Genomic DNA, 20,030 nt, shown 5'->3' with positions numbered 1-20,030 from the left:
AGTCCTCGGTACATGAGCGTGACCTGAAGGTCACGCGGCGAATCAGATGGCGGCCCGCTACGACGCGCAACGGGCCGCTGTGCAATGCGCGTTACTTGCCCCAGCAGTTATCGAGGCCGAACTTCGTGTCCTTGCTATCGACGCCGGACATCGGTCTATCGGTGATCAGCGTGACGCCGGTGTCCTGATACCCGGAGACCTTCTTGCCGGTCTTCGCGTAATCGACGCCGGCGCTGACGCCGAGCGAGGCCATCTTCAGCGGATACTGCTGCGAGGTCGCCGCGATCGCGCCGGCCTTCACGTTGCGCACGCCTTCGCAGCCGCCGTCGATCGACACGATCATCACGCCCTTGTCCTTGCCCGCTGCCTTCAGCGCGCGATACGCGCCGGCCGCGGCCGGTTCGTTGATCGTGTAGACCACGTTGATATCGGGTGCCTTCTGCAGGCAGTTTTCCATCGCGGTCTGGCCTTTCGCCTGATCGCCGCGCGTGTCCTGGCTACAGACGATCGACGCATCGCCTTCCTTGACACCGAAGCCTTCGAGGAAGCCGTTGTGACGCAGCACGCCGACCGACACGCCCGGTGCGAGATCGAGCGTGGCGATCTTCGCGGGTTTGCCGTTCAGCGCGGCCTTCGCATATTTGCCGATCAGCACGCCGGCCTTGAAGTTGTCGGTCGCGAAGAGGGCGTCGGTCGCGTCCTGCGGATCGGTCGGCGTATCGAGCGCGACGACCATCACGCCGGCCGCGCGCGCCTTCTTGATGCTCGGCACGATCGCCTTGGTGTCGCTCGGCGTGATCAGGATCGCTTTCGCGCCGGCCGTCATCATGTTTTCGATCGCGGTGACCTGGCTCGCGTTGTCGCCGTCGAACTTGCCGGCGGCCGTGATCAGTTTCGCGCCGTCTTTCGACGCGGTCGCGTCCGCGCCCTGGCGCATCTTGACGAAGAACGGGTTCGTATCGGTCTTCGTGATCAGGCCGATGACGGGCTGGTCGGCGGCCTGACTCGCGCTCGCGCACCACAGCGCCGCTGCCGCGGCACACATCGACACGATTGTCCTGACGACAGGACGCCTGTGGGAATTCAGATTCATGAGACGCTCCTCCAGTTATTGGCAACGACGTGTGAGACTGCTGATAGATCGAAACTGCAAAGTTGCTGGGTCGACGTTCGGCGATGACCCTTCGATTCGACGTGGTCAGAAGGAAATCACCTAAATCACTTTGGTTGATTTAGTACAGCAGGCGCGCAGCCGATCGTCAAGGAAATGTGAAAGCGGAAAATTGCCGTGCGGCGCACCGCGTGCAGGCTGTAAGGCTTGCGTGGTAAGGCTTTGAAGGCGTGTTGCGGTGCGAAGCAGCGCGTTTGGGCTTCGGGAAAGTCCTGGATCGACTGAAAGCTATTTGAAGCCTGAGCGATGGCTTTTAAACACATTTCGCGGCACGTAACGCGCGTTTTCGGGGTTCGCTGAATCCGGAGGCGAGGTCGCGGCGGAACAGCACTTGCTCGCGTCGACAGGACGTGAACCTGTCGGAGAGACCCATGCCTTCGCATTGGTGGCAGCGACGACTCGGCTCCCGCGCATCGCTGAGCGCCGCCGCCCTCGTGATCGGCGTTCTGTACGCGGGCAGCACGATGGTCACGCCGCTTTATCCGCTCTATCAACGCCGGTTCGGCTTGTCCGAGCTGACGATCACGCTCGTGTACGCGACCTACGTGATCGGCAATCTCGGCGCGTTGTTTTTATTCGGTCGCGTATCCGACCAGGCCGGCCGTCGATCGGTCACTCTGCTGGTGCTCGCAGCCGCGATCGCGAGCACGATGTGCTTTCTATTCGCCACGCATGCGACGTGGCTGTTCGTCGCCCGAGCGGCAAGCGGACTGGCGATCGGCGTCGGTGCCGCCACGGCGACCGCGTGGATCGCGGAATTGCACGCCGGCGCCGACAAGGCGCCCGCCAGCCGTCTTGCCGCGGCGGTCAATCTGGCCGGGCTCGGAGTGGGACCGCTGCTGACCGGACTGCTCGCGCAGTTCGCGCCCTGGCCGTTGCACACGGTGTTCGTCGTTTATCTGTTGACGCTTCTGGTCACCGCGGCGTTGGCGGCGCTCGCATGCGAAACCGTGCAGGAGCGCGCCCGGACGTTTGCACAGGTGTCGTTCGCGCCACGCATCGGCGTACCCGCGCGATTGCGCGTGGCATTCGTCGTGCCTGCCGTCACCGCATTCGCGACCTTCGCGCTGCTCGGCTTTTTCGCGGCGCTGCTGCCCAATCTGATCGCGAACAGCATGCATCTGCACAGCCCCGCGCTGAGCGGGGCGCTCGTCGCCGAACTGTTCGCCGCGAGCACGATCACGGTGATGGTTACGTCGAAACTCGCCGCCCGCACCGCGATGTTCGCCGGTCTGTGGCTGTTGCCGCCGAGTCTGGCGTTGCTGCTGTGGGCGCAGGTCGCCGCGTCGATCGTGGTGCTGAGCGCGGCGACGGCGTTGTGTGGCATCGCAGCCGCGCTCGGGTTTCGCGGCAGCTTGCAGGAGGTCAACCGGATCGCGCCCGCGGACCAACGCGCCGAATTGCTATCGGCGTATCTGCTGTGCTGTTACACCGGCAACTCGTTGCCGGCGGTCGGCATAGCGCTGCTGTCGACCCGGGTCGGGCATTTGTGGGCCAACGTCGCGTTCGCGGCGGTGTCCGCGGTATTGGCCTGCATTGCGTTGGCGGTCGGTGCGCGTGTGCCTCGTCACGCGAGTTGATGCGCGGCAAGCCGGCTGAGCGTCGGCGACTACACGTTGCGCCGTGGCTGCTACTGCCACATCAACGCGAGCGGGGCGCGGCCGTCGATGCGCGCACCACCAGTTTCGGCTCGGACGAAATCCGCATCGGCACGTGCGCTGGCACCTCCCCCACGGCGCGTCCAGCTTGCCCGTACGACGTCTCGATCAGCTCGCGCAGCAGTTCCACTGCAAGTCCCGCTACCTCGACCGTCGGTACCGCCACCGTCGTCAGCGCGGGACGCGACTCGCGCGCGAGCTGGATGTCGGTGATGCCGATCACAGACAGATCGTGCGGCACGCGCAGGCCGAGGTCCGCCGCCGCGTGCATCGCGCCGAGCGCGGGCAGGTCGTTGGTCGCGAAGATCGCGCTCAGCTGCGGATCGGCTTCGAGCAGCGCGCGCGTCGCAAGGTAGCCGCCGTGGATCGTGTCGAGCGCGTGCCGCACGCGATTCCTCGTCACGCCGGCCGCGCGCAACGCGTCGACGAAACCCTCGTAGCGCGCCGCGTGAATGCCCGACGCCTTGCTGCCGACGATCGCACCACAGCGCCGATGTCCGAGTTCGAGCAGATGCTGGCCGGCCAGCTTGCCGGCCAGCCGGAAATCGACCGCGACGCACGGCAACCCGGGCGGCTCGCTGGGCCGCTCCCACATGCACAGCACGACTGGTGTGCCGCGCGCTTCGGTCTTGTGCAGATCGGCGAAATCCAGGTTCGCGTTGGTCACGAGCACACCTTCGGAAAGCGTGCCGGCGATCTGGTCGAGGTACGCGCGGCCACTCAGCGGATCCTCGTTCGTATTGCAGATGATCACGAAGTGGCCGCTCGCGCGCGCGGCGCGTTCGACCGCGAGCGCGAACTCCGGATAGAACGGATTCGCGATGCTCGACACCATCAGCGCAAGCGTCGGCGCGCGCCCTTCGGCGAGCGCGCGCGCGGCGAGATGCGGGCGATAGCCGAGCGCCGCGACCGCATCGAGCACGCGTTGCCGGGTCGTTTCGCCGACGCGGCCGCGATTGCGCAGCACATTGGACACGGTGGCCGGGGTAACGCCGGCATGACGCGCGACTTCGCTGAGTGTAGGCATGATAGGTCAGTATTTGGGATGGCTGTCCGGCATTTGCATCGCGGCGCGAGGCGCGGCAACATCTGCCCTCAACCAAGTACAAAACGATATCGGAGACAGACCCAACGATCGCCTTGCGGTCGATTTTTTCGGTCGCGCTGATTAAGCGCTTAATCTCCGACTTCGCGCCGATTAAATCACGGAGTCGATGCAATGGCGAGCATTTCGTTACGAGGCGTGCAGAAGGCGTATGGCGACGGTGCGCCGGTGATTCGCAACGTCGATCTGGACATCGGTGAAAACGAGTTCTGCGTGTTTCTCGGCCCGTCGGGCTGCGGCAAGTCCACGCTGCTGCGCATGATTGCCGGGCTCGAGGATGTGACCGACGGCGACCTGTCGATCGGCGGGAAGATCGTCAACGACGTGCCGGCCGCGCAACGCGGCGTCGCGATGGTGTTCCAGAGCTATGCGCTGTTTCCGCACATGAGCGTGTTCGAGAACATGGCGTTCGGCCTGAAACTCGCGAAGACCCCGAAGGATGAAATCGAGCGCAAGGTGCGTGAAGCCGCGCGCATCCTGCAACTCGAGGCACTGCTCGAGCGCAAGCCGAAGGCGCTGTCGGGCGGGCAGCGGCAGCGCGTCGCGATCGGCCGCGCAATCGTGCGCGAGCCCGGCGTGTTTCTGTTCGACGAACCGCTGTCCAATCTAGATGCAACCTTGCGCGGACAAACGCGCGTCGAGATCGCACGCCTGCATAAGCAGTTCGCGAAGGCGAGCGTGGTCTACGTGACGCACGATCAGATCGAAGCGATGACGCTCGCCGACAAGATCGTGCTGTTGCATTCGGGCAAGGACACCGAGCGCTACGGCAGCATCGCCCAGATCGGCGCGCCGCTCGAGTTGTATCACCGCCCGAAAAGCCGCTTCGTGGCCGGCTTTATCGGCTCGCCGCGAATGAATTTCCTGCCGGGCAAGGTGGCCTCGCTCGATGTGCAAGGCGTGCTCGTCACGCTCGATCACACCGGCGAGAACGTGCGCGTGCCGGTCAGCAGCGCGGGCTTGCAGCCAGCGCAGCCGGTCACGCTCGGCGTGCGTCCAGAGCATCTGGAGTTCGTCGATGCATCGGCCGCGTCGCAAGACGGCGTGCTCGCGCGCACCGTATCGCTCGTCGAGCAGCTTGGCGAACACAGCTACGTGCACCTCGATCAACCCGGCGGGGCCGTGCTGATCGCGAAGGCGCCGGGCAACACGCGCCTCGCCCCAGGCGATCGCGCGAGCCTGCGGGTGCCGCGTACCGCCTGTCATCTGTTTACCGAGGACGGCTTCGCGGCCGCGTCGATCGAATCCGTCGAACACTACGCTTGAAGAACATTGGGGACACAGGGATGCGTTTAGGAGTCTGTTATTACCCGGAGCACTGGCCCGAGTCGATGTGGGAAGACGACGCGCGCCGGATGAAAGCGCTCGGCATCGAGCAGGTGCGAATTGCAGAATTCGCGTGGAGCCGCATCGAGCCGACGCCCGGCGAATACGATTGGGGCTGGCTCGATCGAGCCGTCGACGTGCTCGGCGCGGCTGGCCTGAAAGTCGTCATGTGTACGCCGACCGCGACACCGCCGAAGTGGCTGATCGATCGTCATCCGGACATCCTGCCGGTCGGCGCCGATGGCCGCCCACGCGCGTTCGGCTCGCGGCGTCATTACGACTTCTCGTCGCCCGCGTATTTCGAGGCGTCTCGTCGTATTTGCACGGCTGTGGCCGAGCGCTACGGCAAGCATCCGGCGGTCGCTTTCTGGCAGACCGATAACGAATTCGGCTGTCATCACACGGTGGTCAGCTATTCGCCGGCCGCGCTCGCGCGCTTTCGCGAGTGGCTGAAGGCGCGTTATCGCACGATCCAGGCGTTGAACGAAGCATGGGGCACGGTGTTCTGGAGCATGGAGTACCGCGGCTTCGAAGAAATCGACGCGCCGGTCGGCACCGTGACCGAGGCGCATCCGTCGCATCGGCTCGACTACCGGCGCTTCGCATCCGACGAAGTGGCGCGCTACAACCGCATGCAGGTCGAGATCATTCGCGCGCATTCGCCGGGCCGGCCGGTCGCGCACAACTTCATGCAGCTTTTCACCGAGTTCGATCACTACAAGGTCGCGGCCGATCTCGACGTCGCGACGTGGGACAGCTATCCGCTCGGCGCGCTCGAAGAACAGTGGTTCGCGCCGGACATCAAGGCGCGCTGGTTGCGTACCGGTCATCCGGATTTCGCGTCGTTCAATCACGACGTGTATCGCGGCATGTCGAAGCTGCCGCTGTGGGTGATGGAGCAGCAGCCGGGGCCGGTGAACTGGGCGCAGTGGAACCCGGCGCCGCTGCCGGGCATGGTGCGGCTGTGGAGCTGGGAAGCGTTCGCGCACGGCGCGGGCTGCGTGTCGTATTTCCGCTGGCGTCAGGCGCCGTTCGCGCAGGAGCAAATGCATGCGGGGCTCAATACGCCCGATAACCGGCTCGACGTCGGCGGCAATGAAGCCTCGCAGGTGGCATCGGAAATTCACAAGGTGCTCGCGGCGAATGCCGATGCGAATGCGTCGATCCGCTCGAAAGTCGCGCTCGTCTACGACTACGAAGCGAAGTGGCTGTTCGAGATTCATCCGCAGGGCGCGGATTTTCACTATCCGCGCTTCGCGTTCGAGTACTACTCGGCTTTGCGCTCGCTGGGGCTCGACGTCGATGTCGTGCCGGTCGACGCATCGTTCGATGGCTATAGCCTGATCGTGGTGCCGCCGCTGCCGGTCGTCCCCGACGATTTCGCCGAACGTCTCGCGCGCTCGGGCGCGCAAGTCGTGCTCGGCCCGCGCACCGGATCGAAGACGCGCGACCTGCGGATTCCGGCGAATCTGCCGCCTGGCGCATTGACGTCGGTATTGCCGCTGCGGGTGTGGCGCGTCGAATCGATGCGGCCGAACGTGACGGAAGCGGTGGTGCTCGAACAGAAGGGCGGTGCGGCCGATGGTGTCGCTCGTCACTGGCGCGATTTCATTGACACAGATGCGTCATCGGCGCTCGAAGTGCGCGCGCGTTTCGCGGACGGTCATCCCGCGTACGTGCGAAGCGGGGCATTCCACTACTTCGCGAGCCTGTTCGACGACGCGCTGACGGTGCATCTGTTCGCCCGGATCGCACAGGAAGCGGGCCTCGAAACGCAGGCGCTCGGCGACAGCGTGCGCATCAGCCGACGCGGCGCGCTGACCTATGTGTTCAACTATGGCGATCAAGCCCGCACGCTCGACCACATTCCCGACGACGCTTTCGTGATAGGTTCACGCGAGTTGGCGCCGCAAGGTGTAGCGATCTACCGCTCGTAATAGAAGTCCAGTCGTAGCAACTCCACGCAGTCATTCGAAACAGAAGCGACAACGTCGCAAAAACCTTGGCATAAAGGAGACAGTCAGGATGAAACTGAAACCACGCAAGATTCTGTTGGCGCTCGCGCTGGCCGCGGTTGCCGCGGGGACCTCCGTCGTCAGCACCGCACAGGCGGGCACACTCGCGCTGAACATCGCGTACAAGGGCGCGAGCCAGCGCGCGGTGTGGCAGCAGGTGGTCGACGAGTTCAAGAAGGCGCATCCTGATGTCGACGTGAAGGTGTCGTTCATCGACGAGGAGGCCTACAAGGTTCAGTTGCCGGGTTGGCTTTCGACTGTCGCACCCGATATCGTCAACTGGCACGACGGCGAACGGATGGCCTATTACGCGCAGCGTGGTCTGTTCGATGATCTGAGTGGCGACTGGCAGAAGAACGGCTGGAACGGCATGTATGCGTCGACGAAGGAAGCGTCGTCGTACAAGGGCAAGCAGTATGCCGCGCCGACCGTGTACTACTCGTGGGGGATGTTCTATCGCAAGGATCTGTTCGAGAAGGCCGGCATCAAGGGCGAGCCAAAAACGTGGGACGAGTTTCTCGACGCCGCGAAAAAGCTGAAAGCCGCCGGCATTACGCCGATCGCAGTAGCGGGCCGCGATGCGTGGACGCTGGCGGGCTGGTTCGATTACCTCGATCTGCGTCTGAACGGCAACGCGTTCCATCAGAAGCTGATGGCCGGCGAGATTCCGTACACCGATCCGCGTGTGAAGAAGGTCTATACGACGTGGAAGCAACTGATCGACGACGGCTACTTCATCAACAATTCACTGTCCTACGATCTCGACGCGGTGCAGCCGTTCCTGTTCCAGGGCAAGGCCGGCATGATGCTGATGGGCACGTTCATTGCGGCTGGTTTCCCGGATAACGTGAAGCCGCAAATGGGCTACTTCCAGTTCCCGATCATCGACTCCAAGGTGCCGACCGCCGAGGATGGGCCGGTCGAATCGCTGCATATTCCGTCGAAGGCGAAGAACAAGACCGATGCGCACACGTTCCTTGCTTTTGTCGCGACGCCCGAGATCGGCGAACAACTCGCAAAGGGGCTCGGCTCGTTGTCGGCGAATAGCAAATCGCCGGAGCCTGAAGAACCGATTTCGAAGATCGGCTTCCAGATCCTGTCGAATACGAAGGGCGGTATCGCGCAGTTCTACGATCGCGACATGACGAAGGAAATGGCCGACGAAGGGATGAAGGGGATGCAGCAGTTCGTCTCCGATCCGTCGAAACTCGACGACATCCTCGCGCAGCTCGAGCAGACGCGTCAGCGTATCTACAAGAAGTGAGCGGCGGCGGCCGCAAGGCCGCTGTCCGACGCATTGCGTTGTATCAGATCGGATCGGGAGATTGATCGTGTCGCATTCCGTCAGCCGTCATAGCGTCGACGGTCCTGTTGAATCCGGTGGGCCGACCTTGCCGGCGCCGGGCGGTGCGCTGGGCGGCGCACCCGTCGCGTCGCGCCGGCGCGGCCCGACGCCGACCGCGCGACGGCAGCGGCGCGCCGCGTTCCTGTTTCTCGCGCCGGCCTGCTTCATGGTGGCCGTGTACGTGGTGTGGCCGATTCTCTCGACGATCCGCCTGAGCTTCTTCAACTGGGACGGGATGACCGAGCCGACCTTCATCGGTCTCGCGAACTATATCGAGCTGGTCCATACGCCGACGTTCTACACGGCACTGAGAAACAACCTGATCTGGCTCGTACTGTTCCTGCTTGCCCCGCCGATGGGCCTCGCCGTCGCGCTGTATCTGAACCAGGCGGTGGCGGGCATCCGGATCGTCAAGTCGCTGTTTTTCGCGCCGTTCGTGTTGTCGGGCGTGGTGGTCGGACTGATCTTTTCGTGGTTCTACGATCCGACCTTCGGCCTGCTCGCGATGATGCTCGGCCGCGGCGTGCCGGTGCTCGGCGATCCGCGCTATGCGACCTTCGGCATCGTGTTCGCGGCACTGTGGCCGCAAACCGCGTATTGCATGATTCTTTATCTGACCGGCTTGACCACGTTGAACGCCGAGCAGATCGAAGCCGCGCGAATGGAAGGCGCGCAGGGCTGGTCGATGCTGTGGCACGTGATCCTGCCGCAGTTGCGGCCCACGACGTTCATGGCGATCGTCGTGACGATCATCGGCGCGCTGCGCAGCTTCGATCTGATTTCGGTGATGACGGGCGGGGGTCCGTTCGAAAGCTCGACAGTGCTTGCCTATTTCATGTACGACCAGGCAATCAAGTATTACCGCATCGGCTATTCGGCGGCGATCGCAGTGGTGCTGTTCGGCATCATGCTCGTGTACATCGTCTATCACCTGCGGCGGATGCTGCGCGCCGAGCAATAAGGAGCCGCTGATGTTTCCGATTCCGATCGACAAATGGAAGCCGGCCACGCGCCGTGCATACAAACTGACGTTGCCGATTGCACTCCTGATCTGGCTGCTGCCGATGATCGCGGTGCTGATTACGTCCGTGCGTTCGACCGAAGAACTGAGCGAGGGCAACTACTGGGGATGGCCGAAGCACTTCGCGATGTTCGACAACTATCGCGAGGCGTTGACGACGTCGCCGATGCTGCATTACTTCTGGAACAGCGTGCTGATCACGGTGCCTTCGGTAATGGGCTCGATCGCACTCGCGGCGATGGCGGGCTTCGCATTGGCGATCTATCGCTTTCGTGGCAATTCGACGTTGTTCGCGACGTTCGTCGCGGGCAACTTCGTGCCGATCCAGGTGTTGATGATTCCGGTGCGCGATCTGTCGTTGCAACTCGGGCTGTTCAATACCGTGAGCGCGCTGATTCTGTTTCATGTGTCGTTCCAAACCGGCTTTTGCGCGCTGTTTCTGCGCAACTTCATCAAGCAGCTGCCGTTCGAACTGGTCGAGGCGGCGCGCATCGAAGGGGCGAACGAATGGACCGTGTTCTTCAGGATCGTGCTGCCGCTGATTCGTCCGGCGCTCGCGGCGTTGGCGATCCTCGTGTTCACGTTCGTGTGGAACGACTATTTCTGGGCCCTGTGTCTGACGCAAGGCGATGACGCAGCGCCGATCACGGTCGGCGTGGCCGCGCTGAAAGGGCAGTGGACGACCGCGTGGAATCTCGTTTCGGCGGGATCGATTCTGGCGGCGCTGCCATCGGTGATGATGTTCTTCGCGATGCAGAAGCATTTTGTCGCGGGACTGACGTTTGGCGCGACGAAGGGGTGAAGATGTTGGCGCGTGGCGATGCTGCGCAGAGAAGGGTTGCCCGCGCAAGCGGGCTTTTTTTCGTGCTCGATTGCTGCCCGCCCGCTGGCTTATCCATCAACACGTGAATGATTTCCACTGACGCGGAACGTTCTACCGCATATTGCTTGAAGAGTTTCCGATTGGATTCGAGCGCGGATTCGGCCGCGCACAATACCGCACCTCAACAACGCAACTTCTACTACCGGTATCGCTGCTACCCCTATCTCTGGTTTGTCGAGGTCATGGCCCGTGCGAAACATTCGCTGGGAAAACCAGGTCGCGGCCGCAGATTCACCCGCTCGCCGCCCATCGGATAAGATACGGCCCGCCATGCATTTTTAGAACGGAAGGAGTGGTTTCAATGATCGAACCGAGCAACGTCTTCAAGGAAAATCTCGCCAGAATGCCGGCAATCGACGGCATCGCACGCATCGATCTGATCAACGGCAGAGGTGCCGTGGTCGCTAGCATCGAGAACCAACCGGGCAAGCAGGGCTCGCTCGCGGTGTACAACTACCTGCGCGGCGCGTTCGGCACGCTCGACGCGAAGGCGGCCGAACACGGCCTCGCGCTGTTCGCCGAGCATACGGCCGACGCGCGCAACCGTCCGGGCGCCCATCCGAACGTCGATCATCTGCTGGCGATTGCCGCCGGTGGCGAGGCATTGCGCATCGACGTGGTTCCGGCAGCTTAAGGCCGCTCGAGTCTTTTCCGCTTCCACAAGCTAGACGTTTTCCTACCGCTGCCGCAAATTCCGACGCCCCGGCGACGGGATTTGCGGCCCGCCAGCGCTGATTGCCCGGTAAAAACCCTCGTTTTTCTCGAACCCCCCGGATTAGCTTCGGATTCGGCTTCTGTTCGGCGAATTGAAACGCCGGGGGGCGGCGCACACTGAGTTCGTCCCGTCGCGTATATCGCGCTTTCCGTCAGGAGCCCCGGATGTCTTCCCGTCACAACAAACCCCGCCGGTTCGACGCCGACCTGCCTGAACTGACCACCTCGGAATGGGATCAGCCGACGCCGGGTCCTGACGACCTCGCAATGCGCGAACTGCAACGCGGTTCCGAAGCCATCCTGCGTCTCGCCACACAGGCGCACGCGGCGGTCGCCCGAAGCGACGAAGCGGGCGCGCAAGCCGCGCGCCAATCGCTCGAAACGCAGCTGACGTTCACCACCGCCCTGATCGATGAGCTGCTGTTCGGTGCGCCCGAGCGCTCCACGCTGCATTGACGGCGAACGCGGCAGCAACACAGTACTAACCCGCAGTCCCGAAGTTCCGGAAGCTGACATGAGCGCTTTGACCGTCTTTCTTTGCATCTGGGCCATGGTCGCGTTTTGCGCGGTCCTGTTCATCCGCGGCGCGAGTCCGCGCGTCGAGCGTGAGGTACAACAGCCGCGCGCCCGTCCGTCGCGCTATTCGATCGCCGAGTGACGCGCACGTCCGACGACGCGGAATCAACGGGGTAACATGAAGAGCGCCGGCGCTACTGCCGGCCGGCACCGACGATGTTCCCCCCGGAGGTTCTCGTATGGACACACATTCGATTCTCGGCATGCTGCATGCCGAAGAGGCTTTGCTGGTCTCCATCGTGCGGTCGCTGCCTGACGACATCAAGCGCAAAATCGCCAACGATTTTCACGAGCAGGCGCAACTCGCCGAAAGCTCGCATCTGAATCCCACCACGAACCGCGAAACGAGCGACGCATTCAAGGCCCATGTCCGGCGTCTGTCGAACATGCTTGCTTCGTTGTCTTGACCCGGCCGCGATCTGTCGCGCGATCTGAAAGCTGGCGACCGCGTGAGCGCCGTCTTCGACACCAGTAGCGGCAACGGCAAAGACGCAGCGCGCGAACTGCTCGCGGTGCGCATCGTACGAGGCTCGACCGCGCACGACGTGTTCCTTCACAAGAATCCGCAAGGTGAACCGCTCTACTACTCGAAAGACGGCGTCAGCACGGGGCCCGCGTTCGAGCGACCTGCCGCAGAAGAAGGCGCTTGCCGCCGATGAATTGCGGCAGTTCGAGTTGCGGGTCGCGCAATTGACCGCGCTGCTGTAAGCCATTTGTCGTCTCAACTTTGCGACACGCCGGTCCGCCTGACCCAGGTACTCTTTCGTCGCATCGCGCTCCGGCGATCCTGGCCGATACGTGTCGCAAACCTTGACCTGTCAATCCGCGTTCGGGTATTCCCGCGCGCGCCGAACGACGTGTGCGCACCAGCACGAACTCGTCGGAACATTCGCGCGGCGTTTCATTTCCGATCCATCGCGTGCGATCAGGCCCGCTTCGAAGTGCATCGGTACGCATCCGTCCATACGTGGCAACGCTTTGTCCCAGCATGGCATAGCCGTTGCAATAAGTCCGGCACAAGAACTACACATGTTGCAGCCGGAATTTCACGCAGTGAATAAATGCCGACGGCAGCAAACGTCTTCGCGATTCGCGCTCGGGGAGCTTGGCGCAACATGCGAAGTACGGCGGGGCCACCACCAAACGGATGTCGACAAACAACGACGACGCAAGCGGACGATACGGCTGTATTTAACGTCCGCTCGCGATCGTGACGGCGTGAAGCGATGACCCCGCCATTTTTTCCGTGCTTGCGGGTGCAGCCGAATGCGCGGCGGCCCGAGCGAAAGGGCGCTTGCGCGCGGACCAGCGGACTGCGAAGATCATGCTAACGCTCCTCTACACGGTATGCAGCCGCTGCATCAGGGAATGCCATGTTAGCGTCGAGCCCGTTTCCGGCATTGCTGCACCACGCGAGCCTGTGGCTGCAAGGCTATGCGCTCGTGCTGGTCATGATGGGACTCGGCGCGTTGCTCGAGCGCCGCTGGCCGGCCGCATTGCTGCAATCGCGCGCGGGGCAGCGTCTGAACATGGCGTACGCGGGCCTGTATCTGGCGTTGGTTGAAGCCACGAAGCCGCTGACCGCGGCCGCCAGCGTCGCGATCGTGAATGCATTCGGCGGCGGCATGGTGGTGCTGGTGTCGCACGGGTGGGGCGCGCTCGCTTCGTTCGTGATCGTACTGTTGACGATCGATTGCCTCGAATACGCGTTTCATCGCTTGCAGCACACGTGGCCCATCTTGTGGAAGCTGCATTCGCTGCACCATAGCGCGGTGGATTTCAACGTGACGATCACGTTGCGGCATCACTGGATCGAAGTGCTCATCAAGGGCTGCCTCCTTTATCCGCTCGTCGGCGTACTGTTCAAGGTCGAGCCGTGGATCGTCGGTGCGACGTCGATCGTGTTCATGTTCGGCAACTACTTCGCGCATCTAAATTTGCGCGTGGACCTCGGCCGCTACGTCACGTGGGTCAACAATCCGCAGTATCACCGTTTGCATCACTCGATTCGCGCCGAGCATCTCAATCACAACTTCACGCAGCTATTGCCGATGTGGGATCACGTCTTCGGCACGCGCTGGGTGCCCGCGAAACACGAGTGGCCCGCCACCGGTCTCGACGATGGCACGCAGCCGAGCTCACTGCTCGGCGCGTTCAGCTGGCCATTGGGTCAGCATGCGGGACGCGATGCGTTACCCGTTCGCAAGCCGCTTGCCGTGCTCGACAAGAAAGCGAAATAGCACTGGCTAAGCGGGTTGCGCGCCGCGCACCGCCTTGCCGCCCAGCAGCGACACGATCAGCGTGGCCATGACGAGCACACCCAACGCCGCGCGCAAGCCGAGCACGCCGGCGCCGAAACCGATCAGCGGCGGCCCGACCAGAAAGCCCGCATAGCCGAACGTGGCCGCCATCGACACGCCGATCGCCGGCGTCGCGCTCGAACGGCCCGCCGCGCTGAAAATCACTGGAACGATATTCGCGAGACCGATGCCGACCATCGCGAAGCCGACGCAGGCGGTCAGCACCGAAGGCAGGCTCAGCACCAGCGCGAGTCCGGCGAACGCGATCAGACCGCCGAGCGCGACGACCTTGCTCGAGCCGAAGCGTCGCACCGACGCGTCGCCTGCGATCCGGCACGCCGCCATCGAAAACGCGAACGCGGAGTAGCCGATCGCGGCAATGCTCGCTTCCTGGTTCAACGCGGAGCGCAGGTACACCGCGCTCCAGTCGGCTACCGCGCCTTCCACGAGCATGCACATGAACGCGAGCAGCGCCAGTTTCATCACGGCGCTGTCGGGCCATGCGAAGCCGCTCGACGCGGCGGCCGCGCGCGGACCGATATCGCGTAGCGCAAACCATGCAGCGAAAATGATCAGGGCCGCGATGAACAGATCGGGGACGAGCAGCCCGCCCAGGACGCCGACGCCGCCTTTCTGCAGCATCGCGCCGCTCGCCGCGCCAAGCAGGCCGCCCGCGCTCCACGCGGCATGAAACGACGACATGATCGGCGCGCGCCAGCGTGTTTCGATCGCGCTCGCATGTCCGTTCATCGACACGTCGAGCGCGCCATTCGACGCGCCGAGCGCAAACAGCACCACGCACAACGTCAGCATGCCGGGCGCGACCGCGGGCAACGGCAGCGCGATCGCGAATGCCGCGCCGAGCAGCGCGGTGGCGCGGCCGCTGCCGACGCGCGGCGCGAGCTGTCCCGCGAGCGGCATCGCAACGATGGCGCCGAGCGCGAAGCAGAACAGCGCGATGCCGAGCGAGGTGTCGCTGAGCGCCAGGCTTTCCTTGATGCGCGGCACCTCGACCGCCCATGCGCCGATGCCGAAACCGTTGGCGAGAAAGACGGCGAGCGTCGCGATGCGTTCCCTGGCGAGTGAGTTCATGGGCGTGCCACCATCACGTTATCGCAGACGGCCTTGAGGCTCGCGATACGCGCGCCCGGTACGTCCGCTTCGACGAACAGATAATCGACCGCCGAAGCCGGCGCTACCGCGAACGGCGCCGCCGTGATCAGCTTTTCCGAGGTCAGCGCGATGGCGATCTGGCCGCTCGCTTTGACCATCGCGCGTTTCAGTTCTGCATCTTCAGCGTGGAATGCGGCGACGCCTTCGTCGGGATCGAAGGCGCAGGCGCCGAGAAAACAGAGATCCGCGCGGATCTGCTGGATCTGCAGCAGCGCGGTCGCGCCGAGCGAGCCCGCCGCGCCCCCGGCGATGCGGCCGCCGATCAGTATCACGTCGATCCCGGGTCGGTTCAGCAGCCGCGCGCACGCGTCGGGCGAATTGGTGACGACGGTCAGGCCGGCGTTGTCGGGCAGCGCCGCCGCGATCGCGACGTTCGTCGAACCCGCGTCGAGCAGCACGATCTGCTTCGGACGAACGATCGACACGGCCGCCGCGGCAAGGCGTGCCTTGCGATCGACGGCCTCGTGCATGCGCAGCGCCGCGGGTTTGTCTGCTGGCGACATCAGCAGCGCACCGCCATACACCCGCTTGCAGTGGCCTTGATCCGCGAGATCGCGCAGATGGCGACGCACCGTGTGCTCGGAGATCTGCAGCTCGGCGGCAAGCTCGGCCGCGAGCACGCGACCATGCGTGCGCAATCGCTCCAGAATCAGCGCTTCGCGCTGCTCGGGCAGTAGCCCGTTGATCGCTTCTTCCCGGGTTCGCTGCATGGGTCTCGTCTCCGTTTCGGTGCAAACCGATCATAAACGAGCAAAATGTATCGTAAACGCTCGTGAAGCGCAAGCGCAGCCTGACGCGGCTTGCCCTGGCATCAGGCGACTTCGTTCAATTCCGGTCGCGAGTCACGGCCGAAAACCAGCCGATCGAGCAGCCACACCGCGACGAGCGTCGCGCCCATCAGCGGGAACACGACGCCGAGCAGCACGAGGCCGGCTTTCCATCCACGCATCGGCGGCGCGGCGCGCTCGCGCGACGGCGCGCCGAGCGAGCGTTGCGGCCGGCGTTTCCACCACATCACGAAGCCGGTCACAGCGAGCGCGGCAAGGCCGAGCGAAATGGCCGCGCACAGTATCTGATTCGCGACGCCGAAGTAGCGCCCCATATGCAGCGACGTGCCGTACGACACGGCCTTCGCGATCGCCCCGTAATCGCCGTAGCGAATGTCCTTCAGGATCGCGCCGCTGTATTGGTCGACGTACAGCGTGCGTTCGTCTCGCGGATTCGCGGGGAACCAGGAAAGCGTGTAGACGCCGGTTGCGGAATTCGGCAGCACGATGCTGTAGCCGTCCGAGATGCCGAGCGACGCGGCGAGCGCAACGATATGACCGAGCGACAGAGGCTGTGCCGCGTCGCTGTTCGAGGAAGAGGGCACGCTGGAGTTGCCCGCGGCCCACGGCGTCAGCGGCAACGGCAGATCGTCCATCACCATGCCGGGCATCGAGTCCATGTCGGCATGCGTGGCATGCGCGCTCGTGCCGCTCGCGTGGTCGGCCTGTTCTGATTGCGCTCCTGGCACGATGGAGCGCAATGGCAAACCGCCCCACGCGCCCGGCGGCGCGCCAAGCTTCGTCGCGGTCGCAAACACCTTGAACTGCTTGCCCCATGAGCCGGTCCACGGCAGACCGGTCAATACGAACGCCAGCGCGCCCAGCGCGAGCCAGATGCCGATCACCGCGTGAAGACTTTTCCATAGCGGACGTCCTTTCAGCGCGAGGCGCGGCAGCAGCATAGCGCGCGCGGTCGTTTTGCCGCGCGGCCACCATAGCGCGATGCCGGTGCCGATCATCACGAGCGTCCAGCATGCGGCCAGTTCCATCAGCAGCTCGCCGAGCTTGCCGAGCAGCAGCTTGCGATGAATCATGCGATCCACCTGCATCAAGCGACGCTCGACGCTCAGCGTGCCCAGCACATCGCCGTTGTACGGATTCAGATAGACGCTCTGCTGCGTACCGTCCGCGAGCCGAAACACGAATTCGGCGCTGCGTTGCGGATCGCGTGTGATCACGGCGGTCGTCGCGACCGAGCCGGGCGGCATCGCCGCGCGCGCTCGCGCGAGCAGCACGCTGTCGGGCAGTCTCTGCACCGCTTGCGGCGCAACGACCATTTGCCGCCGATACAGCAGCGGCTCGATCTGCGGCTGGAAGCAATACAGTGTGCCGGTGATGGCGAGCACGAGCAGAAACGGCATCACGAAGAGGCCCGCATAAAAATGCCAGCGCCACAGTGTTCTATAGCCTGGATGTGCGGGGCCGCTGGCGGCGCCAGCGGCCGTACTGTTCTGCGCACGTACGGGTTCGGCGGTTGGAGTCGTGGACATCAAATCCTCGTCGGGCAAATGGGGCGATGGGTTACTCAGAGACGCAGCTTCGCTTCGACATAAAACGTGCGGCCCGGATACGGGTGGTAGACGAAGTAGCGCGCGTCGAACAGGTTGTCGACGCCGATGCCGAGTTCGCTGAGCTTCGTCGGCTTGAACGTGAACTTCGCGTCGGCGACCGTGTAGGTGCTGGTGCCGCCGAACACGTTCGGGTTGGTGTCGGTATTCGTCAGCGTGTTGTACTGACGGCCCGAGTAACGCGCGGCGAGCGTCAGCGCCGCTCGCGCGTCGAAGTGATACGTCGCGGCAAGATTCGCGCGCCACAGCGGAATGCGGTAAAAGTACTTGCCGACCGAGGCCGGATTCTGAGCGTTTTCGAGGATCTTCGACTGCGTGTACGCGACGCTCGCGAGCAGATCGAGTCCGCGCACGAACACGTCTTCGCCCGAGTAGCTCGTTTCGACGCCGCGCGAGCGAACCTTGCCGATGTTCTGGAAGTTCGTCACGTTCGGGATCACGGTGGTGTCGGTCTGACTGAAGATCGTGTTCTTCACGTCGTCCTGAAACAGCGACAAGCGGAACACGCCATTCCAGTGCGCCCATTCGGCGCTCAGTTCTTTCGACAGATCGTCCTCGGGCTGCAGATGCGGATTGTTGTTCACGATCGCGGAGCCATTGATTTGCCCCTGGAACAGTTCGCTCGCGGTCGGAAAGCGATAAGCGCGACCGATCGACGCGCGTAAGGTCAAATCGTCGCTGGCATCGAACGACAGCGACGCCTTCGGCGAAAAGTGACGCTGGCTGGCGTCGCTGTACGCGATCGTCGTGCCGGGCAGCGACTGCGCGCCGTCGTAGGCTTGCCAGTCTTCATAGCGCACGCCGTAGACGAGCTTCCAGCGCGGCAGAAAGCGCCATGCGTCCTGCGCGGGTGTTGCAACCAAAGCCGGCACGAAAGCAGGCACGAGGGCGGGCCAACGAACGGAACGGCGAGCAGCGCGATGAGCGGAACAGACAGCGTCACGACGGACGCAAAAAGACAGCCTTCGCAGCGCGAAGTTGAACATGAGCGTTTCCTCGATGCATTGAACAGGCAGTCGCAGGCTTCGTCGACATGAGCGACGAAGGCGCGATCAGAACCGGCAGCGATCAGGAAACGACAGGTGGCGCGCGCGGACGTCCCGACGGGAACGCGCCCAGCGGCGTGAAGCGGGTGGACAGCGTGGGCGGCGCGGTGCCGGCCAGCGGCAGCGCGGCCGGCGGCTCGGCGGCGGCGAGCGTCGGCATCGCGACGTGATGTTCGAACAGATGACAGTAGCCGCAGGCACCGAATGCATCGTCGTGGCTCAGATGCACGGAGGCGGGACTGGTTCGAGCGACGACGCTCGCATCGCTGATATCGCTCGCGCCGCTCGGATGAAGCGCCGAACACAGCACGGCAATCGGCTCGTGGCCGCGGCTCGATTCGAGCAACTGACTGATGAGCGGCGCGAACACGACGAGCCACATGGCGACGAGGCCAAGCCATGCGGTCAGGTGGTTGCGGGAGCGTCGAGTCATGAGCGTCGAAGAAAAGACGGGGGCGATTCTAGCATCACCACGCGATCCTCTCATTCGTAGTGTCAGGTATAGCGCCGTGGTATCCGCACACGCTGCGTCTGTTCCGGCGCGCGCCAGGGGAAGACTGGGCGAGCTCGGTCGAGCGCGTGCGGCAGGCGTGCGTCGAGCGATTCGGCGGCGCGCTATGACGCCTCGGTGAGCTGCATGTGATACAGGCCCCACGGCGACAGTTCGAAGCGGTCCTTCAGCGGCTTGGCCGCGAGTTCGGGAATCTGATCCGCGTCGTAGATCGCCCATAACGGCCCCACGCCACCGAGCGCCAGCGGCTTGCCGTCCATTTGCGTTGCGACGATGAAGTGATACTCGCGCACCTTGTCGAGCGTCGTCTGCACCGCGTAGCCGTCGACCGCGTGCATGACGATTTGCGTGCTGCCTGCATCCGGTGCGCCGATATGCGCGAGCACGTCGGTCAGCAGCGGGCCGCTGAACGTATGCAGGTGCGCATCGTATTCGATCGTCGGATGGATCGTCACGGATTTCATGCTGGCGAGCAACGGCAGATCGACGCCATACGCTTGCGAAAACTTCACCTGGTGCTTCGCCAGCAGTTGATCGAAAGCCGGATTGAGCGCGCCGCGATTGCTCTTCCTGATCGCACCGGAGATCGTCAGGAGAACTGGAGACGGCGCGCATTCGGCGTGCTCACGCTTTGCGCCGAATGCGGGCGCGACCGCCGCGCCCCGCACCGTGGCGCTGGTCAGGAACTGGCGTTTGTTCATTACGTTTTCTCCGGGTGTCGATGAGGCTTGGCGGGGTCATTTGAGCGCTCTTCTATTGTCGGAGAATTGCCGCCGCAGATGATACGGCGA

The 20,030-nt window shown here is 63.8% G+C and carries 19 protein-coding genes and 1 pseudogene; 12 read left to right on the top strand and 8 right to left on the bottom strand.

Annotated features, from left to right (window positions below):
• Window positions 1-91: 91 nt before the first annotated feature.
• Entirely contained in the window at window positions 92-1,093 is a 1,002-nt protein-coding gene (locus AB3X94_RS24430) for a sugar ABC transporter substrate-binding protein (RefSeq protein WP_176379362.1), read from the bottom strand.
• Window positions 1,094-1,542: 449 nt separating this feature from the next.
• Here AB3X94_RS24430 and AB3X94_RS24425 point away from each other — a divergent pair, with 449 nt between their 5' ends.
• A complete protein-coding gene (locus AB3X94_RS24425) occupies window positions 1,543-2,751 on the top strand; it encodes an MFS transporter (protein WP_176379363.1) in 1,209 nt (402 codons plus the stop codon).
• Window positions 2,752-2,812: 61 nt separating this feature from the next.
• On the opposite strand, the gene AB3X94_RS24420 is transcribed toward AB3X94_RS24425, so the two are convergent.
• Window positions 2,813-3,856 carry a LacI family DNA-binding transcriptional regulator gene (locus AB3X94_RS24420; RefSeq protein ID WP_368612972.1) on the bottom strand — a complete coding sequence of 348 codons (1,044 nt, stop codon included), beginning with the start codon at window positions 3,854-3,856 and terminating at the stop codon, window positions 2,813-2,815.
• 192 nt (window positions 3,857-4,048) lie between these two features.
• On the opposite strand from AB3X94_RS24420, the gene AB3X94_RS24415 reads away from it, so the two are divergent.
• The 11 genes from AB3X94_RS24415 to AB3X94_RS24365 all read left to right on the top strand — a co-directional run bounded on the left by AB3X94_RS24415 (window position 4,049) and on the right by AB3X94_RS24365 (window position 14,054).
• Complete coding sequence (locus AB3X94_RS24415) at window positions 4,049-5,200, top strand: ABC transporter ATP-binding protein (protein WP_368612971.1); 1,152 nt, start codon at window positions 4,049-4,051, stop codon at window positions 5,198-5,200.
• Between the two features lie 20 nt (window positions 5,201-5,220).
• Complete coding sequence (locus AB3X94_RS24410) at window positions 5,221-7,197, top strand: beta-galactosidase (RefSeq protein ID WP_368612970.1); 1,977 nt, start codon at window positions 5,221-5,223, stop codon at window positions 7,195-7,197.
• A gap of 88 nt (window positions 7,198-7,285) precedes the next feature.
• Window positions 7,286-8,539, top strand: coding sequence for an ABC transporter substrate-binding protein (locus AB3X94_RS24405; protein ID WP_176106515.1), 1,254 nt, complete (start codon window positions 7,286-7,288; stop codon window positions 8,537-8,539).
• 61 nt (window positions 8,540-8,600) lie between these two features.
• Window positions 8,601-9,581, top strand: coding sequence for a carbohydrate ABC transporter permease (locus AB3X94_RS24400; RefSeq protein ID WP_176106514.1), 981 nt, complete (start codon window positions 8,601-8,603; stop codon window positions 9,579-9,581).
• A 10-nt stretch (window positions 9,582-9,591) separates the two neighbouring features.
• Complete coding sequence (locus AB3X94_RS24395; protein ID WP_368612969.1) at window positions 9,592-10,443, top strand: carbohydrate ABC transporter permease; 852 nt, start codon at window positions 9,592-9,594, stop codon at window positions 10,441-10,443.
• Between the two features lie 382 nt (window positions 10,444-10,825).
• Entirely contained in the window at window positions 10,826-11,158 is a 333-nt protein-coding gene (locus AB3X94_RS24390) for a DUF2322 family protein (protein WP_368612968.1), read from the top strand.
• 245 nt (window positions 11,159-11,403) lie between these two features.
• Window positions 11,404-11,694 carry a hypothetical protein gene (locus tag AB3X94_RS24385; protein ID WP_176106511.1) on the top strand — a complete coding sequence of 97 codons (291 nt, stop codon included), beginning with the start codon at window positions 11,404-11,406 and terminating at the stop codon, window positions 11,692-11,694.
• A gap of 58 nt (window positions 11,695-11,752) precedes the next feature.
• A complete protein-coding gene (locus tag AB3X94_RS24380; protein WP_176106510.1) occupies window positions 11,753-11,896 on the top strand; it encodes a hypothetical protein in 144 nt (47 codons plus the stop codon).
• Between the two features lie 97 nt (window positions 11,897-11,993).
• Complete coding sequence (locus AB3X94_RS24375; RefSeq protein ID WP_129963069.1) at window positions 11,994-12,221, top strand: hypothetical protein; 228 nt, start codon at window positions 11,994-11,996, stop codon at window positions 12,219-12,221.
• 42 nt (window positions 12,222-12,263) lie between these two features.
• Complete coding sequence (locus tag AB3X94_RS24370) at window positions 12,264-12,473, top strand: hypothetical protein (RefSeq protein ID WP_368612967.1); 210 nt, start codon at window positions 12,264-12,266, stop codon at window positions 12,471-12,473.
• Window positions 12,474-13,187: 714 nt separating this feature from the next.
• The gene (locus AB3X94_RS24365) at window positions 13,188-14,054 is read left to right on the top strand and encodes a sterol desaturase family protein (RefSeq protein ID WP_368612966.1); all 867 of its coding nucleotides are present in this window, start codon (window positions 13,188-13,190) and stop codon (window positions 14,052-14,054) included.
• A 6-nt stretch (window positions 14,055-14,060) separates the two neighbouring features.
• Here AB3X94_RS24365 and AB3X94_RS24360 read toward each other — a convergent pair whose 3' ends face one another.
• The 6 genes and pseudogenes from AB3X94_RS24360 to AB3X94_RS24335 all read right to left on the bottom strand — a co-directional run bounded on the left by AB3X94_RS24360 (window position 14,061) and on the right by AB3X94_RS24335 (window position 19,940).
• Window positions 14,061-15,206, bottom strand: a complete 1,146-nt coding sequence (locus AB3X94_RS24360) for an MFS transporter (RefSeq protein ID WP_368612965.1) — start codon at window positions 15,204-15,206, stop codon at window positions 14,061-14,063.
• Window positions 15,203-15,997 carry a DeoR/GlpR family DNA-binding transcription regulator gene (locus AB3X94_RS24355; protein WP_368612964.1) on the bottom strand — a complete coding sequence of 265 codons (795 nt, stop codon included), beginning with the start codon at window positions 15,995-15,997 and terminating at the stop codon, window positions 15,203-15,205. Before AB3X94_RS24355 ends, AB3X94_RS24360 begins: the two co-directional genes overlap by 4 nt.
• A 101-nt stretch (window positions 15,998-16,098) precedes the next feature.
• Window positions 16,099-17,604 (bottom strand): PepSY-associated TM helix domain-containing protein, encoded by a 1,506-nt coding sequence (locus AB3X94_RS24350; protein ID WP_368612963.1) that lies wholly within the window; start codon window positions 17,602-17,604, stop codon window positions 16,099-16,101.
• A 35-nt stretch (window positions 17,605-17,639) separates the two neighbouring features.
• Window positions 17,640-18,530, bottom strand: a pseudogene (locus AB3X94_RS24345) (TonB-dependent receptor); the annotation flags it as partial.
• A gap of 220 nt (window positions 18,531-18,750) precedes the next feature.
• Window positions 18,751-19,161, bottom strand: coding sequence for a DUF2946 domain-containing protein (locus AB3X94_RS24340; RefSeq protein WP_368612962.1), 411 nt, complete (start codon window positions 19,159-19,161; stop codon window positions 18,751-18,753).
• Between the two features lie 182 nt (window positions 19,162-19,343).
• A complete protein-coding gene (locus AB3X94_RS24335; protein ID WP_368612961.1) occupies window positions 19,344-19,940 on the bottom strand; it encodes a molybdopterin-dependent oxidoreductase in 597 nt (198 codons plus the stop codon).
• Window positions 19,941-20,030 lie beyond the last annotated feature (90 nt).

This window comes from Paraburkholderia sp. BR10923 (assembly GCF_040948765.1).
GTDB classification, from domain to species: domain Bacteria; phylum Pseudomonadota; class Gammaproteobacteria; order Burkholderiales; family Burkholderiaceae; genus Paraburkholderia; species Paraburkholderia youngii.
This window is presented reverse-complemented; position numbering and strand designations above follow the sequence as displayed.

Excerpts from the sequence above, each read along its gene's own strand:
- AB3X94_RS24430 (WP_176379362.1), bottom strand. The coding sequence starts at position 1,093 with ATGAATCTGAATTCCCACAGGCGTCCTGTCGTCAGGACAATCGTGTCG.
- AB3X94_RS24425 (WP_176379363.1), top strand. The coding sequence starts at position 1,543 with ATGCCTTCGCATTGGTGGCAGCGACGACTCGGCTCCCGCGCATCGCTG.
- AB3X94_RS24420 (WP_368612972.1), bottom strand. The coding sequence starts at position 3,856 with ATGCCTACACTCAGCGAAGTCGCGCGTCATGCCGGCGTTACCCCGGCC.
- AB3X94_RS24415 (WP_368612971.1), top strand. The coding sequence starts at position 4,049 with ATGGCGAGCATTTCGTTACGAGGCGTGCAGAAGGCGTATGGCGACGGT.
- AB3X94_RS24410 (WP_368612970.1), top strand. The coding sequence starts at position 5,221 with ATGCGTTTAGGAGTCTGTTATTACCCGGAGCACTGGCCCGAGTCGATG.
- AB3X94_RS24405 (WP_176106515.1), top strand. The coding sequence starts at position 7,286 with ATGAAACTGAAACCACGCAAGATTCTGTTGGCGCTCGCGCTGGCCGCG.
- AB3X94_RS24395 (WP_368612969.1), top strand. The coding sequence starts at position 9,592 with ATGTTTCCGATTCCGATCGACAAATGGAAGCCGGCCACGCGCCGTGCA.
- AB3X94_RS24390 (WP_368612968.1), top strand. The coding sequence starts at position 10,826 with ATGATCGAACCGAGCAACGTCTTCAAGGAAAATCTCGCCAGAATGCCG.
- AB3X94_RS24385 (WP_176106511.1), top strand. The coding sequence starts at position 11,404 with ATGTCTTCCCGTCACAACAAACCCCGCCGGTTCGACGCCGACCTGCCT.
- AB3X94_RS24380 (WP_176106510.1), top strand. The coding sequence starts at position 11,753 with ATGAGCGCTTTGACCGTCTTTCTTTGCATCTGGGCCATGGTCGCGTTT.
- AB3X94_RS24375 (WP_129963069.1), top strand. The coding sequence starts at position 11,994 with ATGGACACACATTCGATTCTCGGCATGCTGCATGCCGAAGAGGCTTTG.
- AB3X94_RS24365 (WP_368612966.1), top strand. The coding sequence starts at position 13,188 with ATGTTAGCGTCGAGCCCGTTTCCGGCATTGCTGCACCACGCGAGCCTG.
- AB3X94_RS24360 (WP_368612965.1), bottom strand. The coding sequence starts at position 15,206 with ATGAACTCACTCGCCAGGGAACGCATCGCGACGCTCGCCGTCTTTCTC.
- AB3X94_RS24355 (WP_368612964.1), bottom strand. The coding sequence starts at position 15,997 with ATGCAGCGAACCCGGGAAGAAGCGATCAACGGGCTACTGCCCGAGCAG.
- AB3X94_RS24350 (WP_368612963.1), bottom strand. The coding sequence starts at position 17,604 with ATGTCCACGACTCCAACCGCCGAACCCGTACGTGCGCAGAACAGTACG.
- AB3X94_RS24340 (WP_368612962.1), bottom strand. The coding sequence starts at position 19,161 with ATGACTCGACGCTCCCGCAACCACCTGACCGCATGGCTTGGCCTCGTC.
- AB3X94_RS24335 (WP_368612961.1), bottom strand. The coding sequence starts at position 19,940 with ATGAACAAACGCCAGTTCCTGACCAGCGCCACGGTGCGGGGCGCGGCG.